Source organism: Corynebacterium sp. ACRPF (assembly GCF_022347395.1).
Taxonomy (GTDB): Bacteria; Actinomycetota; Actinomycetes; order Mycobacteriales; family Mycobacteriaceae; genus Corynebacterium; species Corynebacterium tuberculostearicum_D.
The window spans coordinates 37185-50704 of sequence record NZ_JAKRNB010000009.1; the positions used below are offsets into that span (position 1 = coordinate 37185).

Sequence of the window (13520 nt, forward strand, 5' to 3'; positions counted from 1 at the left end):
TCACGAAAGGTGAAATCTAGTGAGTGCTGAGACATCACACGCCACTCCGGCGCAGGCGGGGGACAAGACCCCGCCCAAAGGCCTCGGCGCCATGGCCGGTGCCATGTTCCTTATGGCCACCTCCGCCATCGGTCCGGGATTTTTGACCCAGACCTCGGTCTTTACCGTGCAGATGGGGGCATCCTTCGCGTTTGCGATTATGCTGTCCATCCTCGTGGACATCGCCATCCAGCTCAATGTGTGGCGAGTTCTCTGCGTGACCGGCATGCGCGCCAATACCTTGGGCAATACCGTGCTCCCCGGCCTGGGCTGGGTGCTTGCCGTATTCGTGTTTATCGGCGGCGCGGTCTTTAATATCGGCAATATCGCCGGATCTGGCCTGGGCATTAACGCGATGCTGGGCATCGATTCGCGCATCGGCGGCGTCATTGCCGCGGCCATCGCGATCTTTATCTTCCTCTCCAAGAAGGCAGGCATGGCGCTTGACCGCCTCGTCGCGGTCCTGGGCGCGGTCATGATCCTGCTGATGCTCTACGTTGCTGTGGTCAGCCAGCCACCGGTGGGCGAGGCGCTCAAGAATGCCGTCGCGCCGGGCGAAATCGATTTCTTCGTCATCACCACCATCATCGGTGGCACCGTGGGTGGTTATATCACCTTTGCCGGCGCGCACCGCCTCATCGATTCCGGCCACACCGGCGTGGAAAACGTCAAGAACATTACCTATACCTCGGTAAGCGGCATTGTGGTCACTGGCATCATGCGCATGCTCCTCTTCTTGGCGGTCCTCGGTGTGGTGGCCACCGGCGTGACGCTTTCGGACGACAACACCGCGGCCGATGCCTTCTACAATGCCGCCGGCGAGTTTGGCCTGCGTGCCTTCGGCGTGGTCCTCTTCGCGGCCGGTTTGTCCTCGGTTATCGGTGCCGCCTATACCTCGGTATCCTTCGTGACCTCCCAGGACACCTCGACGCGCACCCGCAATATCCTCACCATTATCTTCATTGCGGTGTGCACGGTAGTCTTCGTGGCCATCAACTCCGCGCCACAGAAGTTGCTCATCTTTGCCGGCGCCATCAACGGCCTGATCCTGCCCATCGGTTTCGCCCTCGTGATGTGGGTGGCCTGGCGCCGCCGCGACCTCCTGCAGGGCTATAAGTATCCTAAGTGGTTGCTCATCATTGGCGCCCTGGCGTGGGTACTCACCATCTTCATCGGCTTCAAGGCTTTCTCCGGCATCACCGAGCTGTGGGCATAATGCAGACCCCGGAGCAGGTGCGCGAGTATGCACGCAGCCATGACATGGCCACCACCGCCGGGCATGCCCGCGGCTTCATGCAGGCTAACCTGCTGGCCGTGCCGCAGGAATACGCGTTTGATTTCTTGCTCTTCGCTCAGCGTAACCCTAAGCCATGCCCGATTGTGGGCGTGCTGGAAGCCGGTCAGTACACCTCCGAGCTGTTGCCGGGTGGGGACATCCGCACCGATATTCCGGCCTACCGCGTCTTTGAAAACGGCGAGTATACAGCCACGCTTGCCGACGCCACCTCGTACTACACCCCAGACATGGTCAGCTTCCTTATCGGTTGCTCTTTTACCTTCGAGACTGCGCTGCAGGATAACGGCATTGAGGTCGCGCACATTGCTCAGCAGCGCAACGTGCCGATGTTTAAAACCACGATTCCCACCACCCCGGCCGGTGTCTTTTCCGGCCCCATGGTGGTCTCCATGCGTCCGATTCCGGCCGCGCAGGTATCCGATGCCGTGCGGATTACCTCCCGCTACCCATCGGTTCACGGCGCCCGGTCCACGTGGGTGACCCGGCAGCCATTGGCATTGCGGACTTGAACCGCCCCGACTTTGGTGATCCGGGCGAAGTGCCGGAGGGCTGCCTGCCGGTCTTTTGGGCCTGTGGTGTGACCCCGCAGGCCATCGTGATGGAATCTAAGCCGCGCCTAGCCATTACGCACGCGCCGGGCCAGATGCTCGTGACCAACGCCCGGGATCAAGACTTCCTTATTCCCTAATCGTCCAGCACGGCGAGGATCTTCTCGCAGGTATTCATGAGGCTGTCATGCGCAAGCGTGGCGGCCTCGCGGCGTTTTCCATCCGCGATGAGCGTGGCCAAGGTGATATTTCCTTGAATGTGGTCCGCATGTAGCTGCGGGTAGCGCGGGATGGCCAGCAGGAAGGTAAGCCGCATGCGGGCGAGAAGATTATCCATCTGCTCATTGAGCGTAGGCGAGCCCAGCGCGGCGACCAGCGTGCGGTGGAAGCGCTGGTTGATGGCGGAGACTTCCTGGTGCTCGCCGCGTGCCGCGTAGTCGAAGGCGGAGGAGGTGAGGGTGACGAGCGAGGGGGCGTCGGCAAAAGCGCCCCACCGCACTGCGGCAGGCTCGATGGCCGCGCGGGCGGCAAAGAGGTCACGGATATAGTCTGCATCCGGCGTCGCGAGGAAGACGCCGCGATTAGGGATGCGCTCGACAATGCGCTCTGCGGCAAGCCTAGTGAAAGACTCGCGGAGGGTATTGCGCGAGCAGTTAAAGCGTTCGGCTGCCTTGACCTCGCTGAGCTGCTCGCCCGGCTGAAATTCGCCGGCGGAGATGGCCTCGCGCAACTCGGAGGCGACAGACTGGGAAAGCATGACCACAACTGTACTAAAAAGTTATGCACCTCACATTGAAATGAGGTGCATAAGGGTGGCGTGAGCGCTAATCGATGGTCGCGATGACCTTGGAGGAATCCAGACGGTCACCTTCTGCGGCCAGGAGCTTGATGGTGCCGCCGCGCGGAGCCTTGATGGCCGATTCCATCTTCATGGCCTCGACGGTGGCGATGGCATCGCCCTCGGCCACGGTATCGCCGTCCGCAACGTTCCAGGCCACGAGGTTGGCCTCGAACGGGGAGGTAACCGCATTGTCATCGGTGGACTGCGCGCCGGCCGAAGATGGCGCGGTGGAGGCAGAACCACCGGCCGAGCCGGCGCCCGGCGCGGCGAGGAAGTCCACGGGCACGCCGACGTTGACCAGCTTGCCGTCGATTTCTACGGCCACAGTGCGGCGCTGGGTGTAGATAGCCTCGACCTTTTCCACCTGGTTGGCGGCAGACGGGCGGTAGTTGTGATCCACCCAGTCCGTAAACACGCCAATCTCGGAGGCACCAGCGGCAGCGGTATCCTCGGCCGGCGCGGCAGTGCCGATGAGTGCCGGCTCATCCATCATGTCGCGGTGGAACGGCAGCACGGTGCGCACGCCGGTAACGGTGAACTCGCGCAGGGCAAAGCGGGCGCGGGCCAGGGCGATCTCGCGGGTCGGTCCCCACACCACCAGCTTGGCAATCAGGGAGTCATAGTACGGCGGGATGATAGAGCCAGAGCGCACCGCGGAATCCACGCGGATGCCCGGGCCGGTCGGTGGCTCGAAGGAGACGATGGTGCCGGGGCACGGCGCAAAGCCATTGAGGATGTCCTCGGCATTGATACGGAACTCAAAAGCATGGCCGTGGGACTGCGGATCCTCATCGAAGGACAGCGGCTCGCCGGCCGCGATGCGGAATTGCTCGGCGATGATATCGGTGCCGGTGACTACCTCGGTAACTGGGTGTTCGACCTGCACACGGGTATTGACCTCGAGGAAGGAAATGGTGCCGTCCTCGGAGACAATGTATTCCACGGTGCCGGCACCGGTGTAGCCCACCTTGGAGCAAATGGAGCGCGCGCCTTCGATGATGCCGTTGCGTTGGGCGTCGGAAAGCGCGGGCGCCGGAGCCTCCTCAATGAGCTTCTGGAAGCGGCGCTGGGTGGAGCAATCGCGGGTGCCGAGCACGCGCACATTGCCGTGCGCATCGGCCAGCACCTGGGCCTCGACGTGGCGCGGGTGGGTGAGGAACTTCTCCACGTAGCACTCGGCGCGGCCGAAAGCCTCCATGGCCTCGCGGCCGGCGGAGTTGAATGCGCCCTCAATTTCTTCCATATTGTCCACGACCTTCAAGCCGCGTCCGCCGCCGCCATAAGCAGCCTTGATGGCAATGGGCAGGCCGTGCTCTTCGGCAAAGGCGCGGGCCTCCTGCCAGTCATCGATGGGATCGGAGGTACCCGGTGCCAGCGGCGCGCCGACCTCCTCGGCCACGCGGCGCGCAGCGATCTTGTCACCGAGCAACTCGATGGACTCCGGGGAAGGGCCAATCCAGATCATGCCGGCCTCGGTAACTGTGCGGGCAAAGTCGGCGTTCTCGGACAAGAAGCCGTAGCCCGGGTGGATGGCATCGGCGCCGGCACGCACCGCGATATCGAGCAGCGCGGGCACGTTCATGTAGGTATCGGCCGCGGTATTGCCCGGCAGCGCATAAGCTTCATCCGCTACCTGGGTATGCAGGGCACCTGCGTCTGCTTCGGAGTAAATGGCGATGGACTTAATGCCCAGGTCGCGGGCGACGCGGGCGATACGCACGGCAATCTCGCCGCGGTTAGCAATGAGGACGGTCTTAATCTGCATTCTTATCTCCAGTGTTCAAGGCTTGGGGTGCTACGAGTTCAAAGTTCACGCGCGCGCCGGGTGGCAGCTGCGCGGCGATATCAATATCTTCTTCCAATACGGTGGCGATGACCGGGTAACCGCCGGTCACGGCATGATCGCGCAGGAAGACCACGGGCTTGCCATTGGGCGGAATTTGGATGGAGCCGGCGACCATGCCCTCGGAGGGGAGCTCGCCGTCTTTAACGCGTTCAATTGGTTCTTCGCCATCGAGGCGCAGGCCCACGCGGTTGGAATCCGAGGTGACGGTCCACTCGGTATCCAGGAAGGCGGAAACATTATCACCAAACCAGTCATCGCGCGGTCCGAGTACGCAGCGCAGGGTGGCGCGGGTTTTTCCATCGGAGCTTTCACGCACGCGCAGTGGGTTAACCAGCTGGGCGTCGGTCATGCCGGTAGAGCGCGGCAGCACGCCGATGACATCGCCGGTGGTGACCGGGTCCGGGCCAAGGCCAGAAAGGACGTCGGTGGCCGCCGAGCCGAGCTCGGATTCGGCGATGATGCCGCCGCGGATGGCAACGTAATTGCGCATGCCTACCGTCGCAGGGTCTACCGTGACGGTTTGCCCGGCCGTGACCAGCACGGGGCGAGCAAGGTGAACCGGCATCTCGCCGAGGCGCACACGCGCGGTCGCGCCGGTGACGCAAATGACGGTATCGGTGAGCGCGTGGAGCTTAATGCCGCCGATATTCTCCAGCACTGTTGCCCCGCGCGGGTTGCCCACGGCCACGTTGGCGGTCGCGGCGGCGGCGCGGTCGGCGGCCCCGGAGGGGGTCACGCCGAGATCGCCCACACCGGGGCGTCCCAAGTCCTGGTAGAGGGTGAGCAGGCCGGCATCGATAACCTCCATGCGCGGCAAGCGGGCAGGGGCGCGCTTCGAGCGGGCAGAGTGATCAACAAGCTCCGGCAGCTTATCCACGCTGCGATAGCGCACGCGGTCGCCCGGCTGTACCAGCGCCGGCGGGTTGGCATTGGAATCCCACATCGGCGTATTGGTGGTACCCAAAAGCTGCCAGCCGCCCGGGGAAACGCGCGGGTACACCGCGGAAAATTCGCCCGCAATGCCTACGGCACCGGCCGGCACGGCGGTGCGGGGACTGGAGCGGCGTGGCACAGCACGCGCCTGGGAGGGATCCGACGGAGCGCAGTAGGTAAAGCCCGGGGCAAAGCCACCGAATGCCGCGGTCCACTCGGTAGAGGTATGCCAGTCAATGAGCGCCTCGCGCGAAAGCCCCAGCAGGTCTGCGGCCTCGTCCACATCCTCGCCGTCATAGAGCACATCGATTTCTACCATGCGGGCCTCCGCGGCCGTCGCGGCGGCAGGGGAGAAGTCCTGCAGGAATTCGGCCGCATCGCGCGCCGAATCCGGCGCTTCAAACGTCAGCAGCAGGGTGGTGGCGGCCGCGATGCAGTCCACCTGATTCTTCAACGGCTTGGCAGAAAGCGCCGCGTGCCAGTCCATGACCTGGTTTAATCCATCCAGGTCAATGAGCAACGCGCGTGTGCCCACAAAATTAATGTGCATTAGATAAAGCTCCGAATCTCGATGCCTTCTTCCCGCAGGCGCTCCACCACGCCGCGCAGCAGCTTCACCGCGCCGGGCGAATCACCGTGGGTGCATACGGATTGCGCATCCACCTCGAGCTTCGTGCCATCCACGGCTGTAATCGACCCGGTCTGCGCCACCTCAAGCACTCGCTGCACCACCTCATCGGCGCTGCCGAGCACCGCATTGGCTTCCTTGCGCGAGACCAGCGTGCCATCGGGGTTGTAGTTGCGGTCCGCAAAGGCCTCACGGATGACGTTAAGCCCGCTGCGCTTGGCGACGTCCACCGCTACACCCCCTGGCAGCAACATCACCGGCAAGTCTCCAAAGGCCTTAATGCCCTTGATGACGGCTTCTGCCTGCGCCTCATCTTTCACGATTGTGTTATACATCGCCCCGTGCGGCTTTACATAGGAGACCTTGGTGCCATTGGCGCGGGCCAAAGCGTCGAGCGCGCCAATTTGGTAGGTCACCTCGTCTGCTAGCTCGTCCGGGTTGTAATCGATAAAACGGCGGCCGAAACCTGCGGCGTCGTTATAACCTACGTGTGCGCCTACGGTCACGCCTGCTTCTGCTGCCGCCTTGAGCGTGCCGGCAATCGAGTGTGGGTCGCCCGCATGGAAGCCGGTGGCCACGTTTGCGGAGGACACCATCTCCAGCATTGCCGCGTCATCTGCGACCGGATTGCCCGCAGTGGTTTCTCCCAAATCCGCATTGAGATCGATATGGAGCGAGGACATTCAACACCGTCCTTAAGATTGTTGAACAATTCGAATGTCATTAAGTGTAACCCTCGCCACTGTCATTTGTGAAGACGGTTACGTTTCGTTTACCCGCGTGCGCACCCCCACCTAGGCGCGAGAAAACCGCCCCGTCCCGGGTAAGAGGTCCGGGAGGAGGCGGCATGGCCTGCTAGAGCCCAAGGGTCCGAAGGTTCTAGCTTGTGAAATCTTTAGCGGCCGTAGTTTTGGACAGCGTAAAGCTTGCCTTCAGAGTTAATGGCAACGCCGACTCCGATGGTCTTGGCGCGCGGGTCGAGCATGATCTTGCGGTGGCTCGGGGATTCGTACCAGAGCTTTACCAGCTGTGCATCGGAGTAGTCGCTCCATGCCTGCAGTACGTTCTCGCCGCCGGCCGGGATATTCGAAGGGTAGTAGTTCCAGTGCTGTGGGCGGTGGCTGAGCTTATTGGCGCGAACCAGCTGGTTTGCCCAATCCTGAGCCAGTCCATTGAGTGCGGCGTTGGCGCGAACCGGGCGCAGGCCGTGTGCCTGGCGGTAAGCGTTGGTGTGATTGATGATGTTCTGTACGCGGTTGGAGGCCGGAGCAACCGGCTTTGCAGCGGCAGCCGGAGCGGCAGGCGGGTTGACGGATGGTACTGGAAGGTTCACGCGGCCGAATTTGCCGAAGGAGCTGGACGCCTCTGCAGGAGCTACGCCAACACCGAGGGCGACGGCTGCTGCCAGTGCCGGAGCGACGAACTTCTTAGCGGAGAAGTGAACTTTGGGGGTAAACATGGGCGGTACCTTTCTACTGGGACCTAGGAGGAATCTATAAGGTGGGGATCTAGGAGTGTTAACGGCTAACCTCCGTTCCCTTTCGCTTAAAAGTTAACCAATTCTGCCCGGGTAAAAGCCAGCTGACCAGCAAATATTAGGATTCTTGAAGTTGATGTCGCGTAAAGCTAATTACCTCTTAGGTACTTCTCGATTTGAGTTAGGGAACCCCTAAATTCCCTCAGTGATGGCGCTCGGCTCCCCACCCCCACGGGGGTAGATTTCAACAAATATCTCAGGTTCCTAGAGAAATGAGATTGTTTTAAGGTATATGGCCCTTGTTTTAAGGTTGTTGCTGGCAAAACCGGCGCGATTCTTGGCAAACCCTATAGGGAACCTTGTGATTCTCTGCCCGTCTAAGGAACGTAAGAGAGCGCCATGACGATGCCTGGTCTCGCTTGAGATCGCCTCACTACTGCTGTTCCTCCCGCGAAACCGCCCTTCCGCCGCATCCCTACGTTGTGTGGGCATAAGAAAAGCGCCCAGCGGGGACAATTGCTGAGCGCTTTCAGTTACAAGACAATTTAGGCTGGGGTGGTCGCGGTTGCCTTGTCCGTCGATGGTACAGGGGAGAGTACCGAGGAAATGATGTCGGCGGCTTCCTTGCGCGTCTTCGCACCGTGGAGCTGGGCGCGGAAGTCCTCCTTCATGATGTTGCGCGCCAGCTTGGACAGCAGCTTGAGGTGCTGCTTTCCAGCGTTATCCGGAACAGCAATGAGGAAGGCCAAGGTAGTCGGGTCTTCGCCCTCTGCCCACGTGATGCCCTGGGGCAGGCGGGCGAAGGCGAGAGTTGGTACCTTCACCCCGGCAGACCGAGCGTGCGGAATGGCCACACCGTGACCCACACCAGTGGAACGGGTAGATTCGCGCTTCAATGCGGCGCTAGCGACCGCCTCGGCATCAGACATGCGCGCGGAGGTGAGCTTCACCATGGAGCGAATGACCTCTTCGCTAGAAGAACCCAGATCTTTATCGAGGCTAATCGTATCGACTGCAACAAGTGGCTTATCCTTGCGCTGCGTCAATCCCACCAGCAGGAGAATAAGGCCAGCGCAAACCACGATGCCGGCAAGCATGGCGATAAAGAAGCCAACGACGTTATCTACCGCGCCGAGCACCGCGACGATCGGGCCGCCGTGCATGACGTGGTCTTGTGCACCGAAAAGACCGGCGAGCGCACCGGCTACGGCACCACCGGCAACATTGGCGGGGATGACCTGTAGCGGGCGTGCGGCCGCGAGCGGAATGGCGCCCTCGGTAATGCCGAAGAATCCCATGAACAACGCGGCGATGCCCGCATCATTTTCGGCCTTGGTAAACCAGCGGCGGCGCAGCAGCGTCGCTACGCCCACGGCGAGGGGAGGTACTGCAATCGCACATGCCGCCATGCCCATTGGTGCAGCATTGCCGGCCGCGATCATGCCGCCGCCGAAGAGGAAAGCCGTTTTATTGAAGGGACCACCCATATCGAAGGCGATCATGGCGCCCAGGATTAGGCCCAGCACGATGACGGAGGAGCCCTGCATTCCAGCGAGATAGTTGGTCATTGCCTCGAACGCGGCCGAGACCGGTGCGCCAATGAGCAAAATGAAGATGAGGCCCACGATGAGCGTGGTGAAAATCGGGATGACGATGATAGGCCAAATCGGTGCGATGAATTTGTGCACCGGAATCTTCTTAATGGCAAGAGCCACATAACCGGACAAAATACCGGTGACAATGCCGCCCAAGAATCCGGCGCCCGCCTCAGAACCGTAAAGCGAGCCGGTGGTGGCGATGAGGCCCGTAATAAGGCCAGGGGCAAGGCCTGGGCGATCCGCGATGCCCACCGCAATGTAGCCGGAGAGGACTGGGACCATCAGCGAGAACGCCAGGGCGCCGAGCTCATTGACCGTGTTCCAGAAGCTATCTTCCGGAATCGCCATGCCCTCAGGCGTGGGCGTGCCGCCGATGGAGAGGGCGACCGCAATGAGCAGACCACCGGTCACCACGAACGGGATCATGTGCGAGACGCCGTTCATCAGCGCCTTGTACAAGGTTTGGCCAACGCTATTTTTACCAGGCGCCTCTTCTTCCGTCCTTTCGGAAGAGCCCTCCCAGCGCGAAGCGCTCAAGGACCTGCTGAGCAGTTCCTTCGGGTGCTTGATGGCCTCGTCCACACCGGTGGCTTCGAGACGCTTGCCGTGGAAGCGGTCCTTGGAAATGACCGTATCGGCACCAATGACAATGGCGTCGGCTTCCTCGATGTCTTGCTTGCTAAAGGCTCCCTCGACGCCGATGGAACCATGAGTTTCAATTTTGATGCGGTAGCCCAGCTCTTGGGCTGCGGCCTCGAGGTTCTCGGCCGCCATATAGGTGTGCGCGATGCCCGTCGGACACGCCGTGATGGCGAGGATGAGGGCGATGACTCTGTAGTGCTCATGACTCTCATTAAACGGCAATCGTTTGCGTTGGCACAAGAGCCGGCGCGTCTATTCTCTGCGGATCTGGTAAGTCGTGCGTTGCGAGCCACGCTGGCCCCGCATGACAATCCAGCCCTTCCTCTCCAAGGCCTTGAGCGCGTAGCGCGCTTGCCCGGTACTGAGTTGGGTGCGTTCCGCGATCTCGTGAAGGCTTAAGGCGGGAGCATAGTCCGCCTCCGCGCCGAGCTGCATACTGTGAAAAACTTGCGGAACGTTCTTACCTAGCTGACGAAGCTCGTCCTCTACGTTGGCTTCCACTGCTCTCATCGCGGGACGGGCAGAAACTCGATGCGGGCTATCCGGCCTGGTCCGGGGGAAGATGACACGAAACTCGGTGCCAGTATCTATAAGGCGCGGCGCAGCTAGGCCTGCATCTAAACAGGCACGAATCATCTCTCGGATGCCTCCGCCCTCGCCTTCAATGACCGGGTGTCCTTCGCTGGTGCGAACTAGTTTGGCAAGCTCATAAAGGCGTTGATTTACTGCAGCTTTGGATAGGGTGGTGCTGGTCAATTGGGAGACCGAGACCCCTCGCAGCCCACCAGGGCTAGTAATGATCACGGCCTGCCGGGTGATGCGAACCTCAATTCTTTTTCCCACACCTCGCGTGTGTGGTCCTAAATCGCGGTGCACTAACGCGTTTGCTACAGCCTCCCGAAGGGCGGCCGGCGGAATTTCCGGGATCTCTTCCACATGACCGCTTTCCGCATAGCGCAGGTCGGCCTGCAGATTGGCACGCAGCCAATCCACCACATCATCGAGGAGAGCGGGTAGAGGTCCGTCGAAATGGGTGAGATTTCGCGTGCGCGCGGCGTGCTCCCGCGGAAGCTGCACCGCCGCGGTTACCCCGAGGGCAGGTATTTTTCCCTGCGGTAAGAAGCCGAGAGCATAATTTCCGGCTACGGTCAGTTGCCCGTTTACGGTTGCGCCAAGTACCTCGAGGAGGCGCTTGTCGTCTGTAATGGTGGATAGGCGCCTACTGCGTGAGCGGGCCGTGCGTAGCGCCTCTGCCGTAATGTTTTCATCCATGTCCCGCAGGCCGCTGCCAGGCACTGTCTGCTGGTCATAAAATTCTTGCTCAGATTCGTGGAGTGCCGCCACCTCGAGGATGCGCAAATCGTTCGGGCCCATCACATAATTGCCATCCGCTTGCCGTAGGTAGGCCTCTCCTTTGATGCGGGCCGGTTTAAGTATGGGTGAAAGGGGCGCTACCGTCACTGCGATTACTACCGCTTCATCGATGCTGATGTGGGTAAAAGAGAGCTGGGGCGCAGGTTCTATAAGCGTTCTTGCTTGGTCCGCCACCGCCTTTTCTACCTGTGCAGGGTGCGCGACGCCGGTGGCGGCAAAGTTGAGGCTCTGATCGACGCCCAAAAGGATGTCACCGCCCATTGGCATGTTTGCAAAAGCACATATGGTGCGAGCCAAATCATGCGGTGCGCGAAGGAAGGAGCGCTTGCATTCCAGCATCGTGCGGTCATCGCCAAAGAGCCGCAGCTGCTCAAGTGCCTCACGGAGATTAACTGCATCCCAACCCATGGCGTCATTATAAAACCCTCATTGTAAAATGGCAATGATTTTTTAATGAAGGGGAAGGGGGTTCTCACTTATTGTGATGGTCGGTACGCTGGAGGCACTTCGCAACAGAAAGGGGAACGCTCGCCCGTGAGTAAAGCATCGCCGGACAATATCTTGCTCTACCTGCCGCAAAAGCAGGAAGATCAGGTGCGCGACATCTTTGCCGGCCTAGCTGAGCGCGGCTTTCCCGTCCAGCATCAACGCCCGCACATTACGGTCACCTTTTCGCCGCACATGCAGCCGGAAGTGGTGGATTTGGCGGCCCAGCTGCTGCCGGCCGTTATCCCCGCGGATTTCCGGCGGGTAGGAAACGTTATTTTTGGCACCAAGCGTAAACAGACGGTGGCCTGGCTGCTGGAGACTGCCGACGAGTTAGAAATCGCCGCGCGAAAAATCAGCGCCGCAAACCCGGACGGGCGCGGGCCGCGCTGGACCCCGCACCTGACCATGGGCTTGCGCCTGCCGCGCGAAGAGGTCCCCGGCTATATCCAAGCGATGGACGAGCTCACCTCAGCGCACTTCAAGGAACTTACCGCCGTCGAGGCCGCCTATTGGCGGCCGCGCACACAGGAAAAGACCCTTCTAGCAGGGGGCTTAGAGTAGGGCCTGCAGGGCGCGGGCAACGCGCAGGACGGTCAGGTCTTCGCCCGGCTTGCCGACGACCTGCACCGCATCACCCACTCCTTCTTCCTCTTCGCCGCGCAGCGGCACCGTAATGGCCGGCCAGCCGAGCACATTGAATGGCTCGGTCCACCGCCGCAGGCTCGCGGCCGACTCCGCGGTATTGTCCGGGGTGATATCGGACCACTTGAGGGGGCCGGAATCGAGGGTGGGGGTGAGGATAATGGGGGGCGTCGGCAAGCAGGGCAAGGGCGTCTTCGCGCAGCTTCTCTACGCCCCGTGCGGCCGCGTCGTAGTCTTCCTGGCTGATATCTTCTCCACCCAGAACGCGCTGCAAGATAACGTCTTGGTACTTATCGCGCTGATCCAGCAACGGCCGGTGGACGTCATAGACTTCCTTCAGGCGCATCGGCTCATAGAGCTTGGCCGTAGCGGCGATGGTGTCTTCCAAGTCCGCGCCCTCGGTGAGCTCAAAGTCCGATCGCTCCAGCGTGGCCAGAAGATTAGCGAAGCGCTCGCCCTTGGCCTTAAGGGCCGTGACATCAACAGCAGAAACGTCCTGCGCCGCGGCCGGCTCCTCCTCCGCAGTGGCAATAAAAGCCTGCTCAATCAGGTCAATCGAGCTGGCAAAGAAACCAATGCAATCAAAGCTCGGGGCAAAGGGGAAGACACCTTCGACCGGAATCACCCCAAAGGTGGGCTTGAACCCCAGCACGCCTTGGCATGCGGCCGGCACGCGCACCGAGCCGGCGCTATCGGAGCCCACCGTAAGCTGCAGCGCCCCGCAAGCTACCAACGCCGCCGAACCGGAGCTCGATCCGCCGCCGCACACCTCCGGATCACGTGGATTGATCACGCGACCATAAGCCGAGGCATCGCCCAAAATGCCATAGGAAAACTCCTGCAGGTTCGCCTTCGCCACCGGCAGGGCACCCTTCGCCGTCAAGCGCTGCACCACTGGTGCATCCTTGACCGGAGTGCGGCCCACATTCACCTCGGTGCCGCAGGTGGTAGACACCCCAGCGGCATCCACGATGTCCTTGAATGCCACCGGCTGCCCCTTAAGCGTGGGCGATTCATCCACCGCGTGCTCATCAAACGGGATGACGGCAATCACCGCATTAAAGTCCTGCTGCGCGCGGTGCAGGCGATCAGAAACAGTAGGCATATCGGGAGCTAAGTCCTTTCAACGTCGGCGTCGTTTGATGCCGACGATGTAATAGAAGGGG

At 61.3% G+C, this 13520-nt stretch carries 11 protein-coding genes and 1 pseudogene; 3 read left to right on the top strand and 9 right to left on the bottom strand.

Features of this window, described 5'->3' with window-relative positions:
* Window positions 1-91 precede the first annotated feature (91 nt).
* Window positions 92-1255: an NRAMP family divalent metal transporter gene (locus tag MHX61_RS05600; protein WP_239193492.1), complete on the top strand. Its 1164-nt coding sequence runs from the start codon at window positions 92-94 to the stop codon at window positions 1253-1255.
* Window positions 1255-2024: pseudogene (locus tag MHX61_RS05605) on the top strand (putative hydro-lyase). The gene MHX61_RS05600 and the pseudogene MHX61_RS05605 overlap by 1 nt, the downstream one beginning before the upstream one ends.
* Here the strand turns inward: MHX61_RS05605 and MHX61_RS05610 are convergent.
* The 7 genes from MHX61_RS05610 to MHX61_RS05640 all read right to left on the bottom strand — a co-directional run bounded on the left by MHX61_RS05610 (window position 2021) and on the right by MHX61_RS05640 (window position 11631).
* Window positions 2021-2641, bottom strand: coding sequence for a GntR family transcriptional regulator (locus tag MHX61_RS05610; protein WP_239193427.1), 621 nt, complete (start codon window positions 2639-2641; stop codon window positions 2021-2023). The pseudogene MHX61_RS05605 and the gene MHX61_RS05610 overlap by 4 nt on opposite strands.
* Window positions 2642-2708: 67 nt before the next feature.
* A complete protein-coding gene (locus MHX61_RS05615; RefSeq protein ID WP_239193429.1) occupies window positions 2709-4490 on the bottom strand; it encodes a biotin carboxylase N-terminal domain-containing protein in 1782 nt (593 codons plus the stop codon).
* A complete protein-coding gene (locus tag MHX61_RS05620) occupies window positions 4480-6054 on the bottom strand; it encodes a 5-oxoprolinase/urea amidolyase family protein (protein WP_239193431.1) in 1575 nt (524 codons plus the stop codon). The genes MHX61_RS05615 and MHX61_RS05620 overlap by 11 nt, the downstream gene beginning before the upstream one ends.
* Window positions 6054-6815 carry a LamB/YcsF family protein gene (locus tag MHX61_RS05625; protein ID WP_239193433.1) on the bottom strand — a complete coding sequence of 254 codons (762 nt, stop codon included), beginning with the start codon at window positions 6813-6815 and terminating at the stop codon, window positions 6054-6056. The genes MHX61_RS05620 and MHX61_RS05625 overlap by 1 nt, the downstream gene beginning before the upstream one ends.
* Before the next feature lie 212 nt (window positions 6816-7027).
* Window positions 7028-7591: a CAP domain-containing protein gene (locus tag MHX61_RS05630; RefSeq protein ID WP_239193435.1), complete on the bottom strand. Its 564-nt coding sequence runs from the start codon at window positions 7589-7591 to the stop codon at window positions 7028-7030.
* Between the two features lie 563 nt (window positions 7592-8154).
* Complete coding sequence (locus MHX61_RS05635; RefSeq protein WP_239193493.1) at window positions 8155-9981, bottom strand: fructose-specific PTS transporter subunit EIIC; 1827 nt, start codon at window positions 9979-9981, stop codon at window positions 8155-8157.
* Between the two features lie 120 nt (window positions 9982-10101).
* Window positions 10102-11631: an ATP-binding protein gene (locus tag MHX61_RS05640; RefSeq protein ID WP_239193437.1), complete on the bottom strand. Its 1530-nt coding sequence runs from the start codon at window positions 11629-11631 to the stop codon at window positions 10102-10104.
* Between the two features lie 126 nt (window positions 11632-11757).
* Between MHX61_RS05640 and MHX61_RS05645 the strand changes: the two genes are divergently transcribed.
* Window positions 11758-12273, top strand: coding sequence for a 2'-5' RNA ligase family protein (locus MHX61_RS05645; protein WP_239193439.1), 516 nt, complete (start codon window positions 11758-11760; stop codon window positions 12271-12273).
* Here the strand turns inward: MHX61_RS05645 and MHX61_RS11375 are convergent.
* Entirely contained in the window at window positions 12265-12405 is a 141-nt protein-coding gene (locus MHX61_RS11375) for a hypothetical protein (protein WP_370658405.1), read from the bottom strand. The genes MHX61_RS05645 and MHX61_RS11375 overlap by 9 nt on opposite strands.
* Complete coding sequence (locus MHX61_RS11380; RefSeq protein WP_370658406.1) at window positions 12344-13459, bottom strand: amidase family protein; 1116 nt, start codon at window positions 13457-13459, stop codon at window positions 12344-12346. The genes MHX61_RS11375 and MHX61_RS11380 overlap by 62 nt, the downstream gene beginning before the upstream one ends.
* Window positions 13460-13520 lie beyond the last annotated feature (61 nt).

What these genes read in the sequence shown, in the direction of transcription:
- MHX61_RS05640 (WP_239193437.1), bottom strand. Translation starts at nt 11,631, where the DNA reads ATGGGTTGGGATGCAGTTAATCTCCGTGAGGCACTTGAGCAGCTGCGG.
- MHX61_RS11380 (WP_370658406.1), bottom strand. Translation starts at nt 13,459, where the DNA reads ATGCCTACTGTTTCTGATCGCCTGCACCGCGCGCAGCAGGACTTTAAT.
- MHX61_RS05620 (WP_239193431.1), bottom strand. Translation starts at nt 6,054, where the DNA reads ATGCACATTAATTTTGTGGGCACACGCGCGTTGCTCATTGACCTGGAT.
- MHX61_RS05630 (WP_239193435.1), bottom strand. Translation starts at nt 7,591, where the DNA reads ATGTTTACCCCCAAAGTTCACTTCTCCGCTAAGAAGTTCGTCGCTCCG.
- MHX61_RS05615 (WP_239193429.1), bottom strand. Translation starts at nt 4,490, where the DNA reads ATGCAGATTAAGACCGTCCTCATTGCTAACCGCGGCGAGATTGCCGTG.
- MHX61_RS05625 (WP_239193433.1), bottom strand. Translation starts at nt 6,815, where the DNA reads ATGTCCTCGCTCCATATCGATCTCAATGCGGATTTGGGAGAAACCACT.
- MHX61_RS05635 (WP_239193493.1), bottom strand. Translation starts at nt 9,981, where the DNA reads ATGGCGGCCGAGAACCTCGAGGCCGCAGCCCAAGAGCTGGGCTACCGC.
- MHX61_RS05600 (WP_239193492.1), top strand. Translation starts at nt 92, where the DNA reads ATGGCCGGTGCCATGTTCCTTATGGCCACCTCCGCCATCGGTCCGGGA.
- MHX61_RS05610 (WP_239193427.1), bottom strand. Translation starts at nt 2,641, where the DNA reads ATGCTTTCCCAGTCTGTCGCCTCCGAGTTGCGCGAGGCCATCTCCGCC.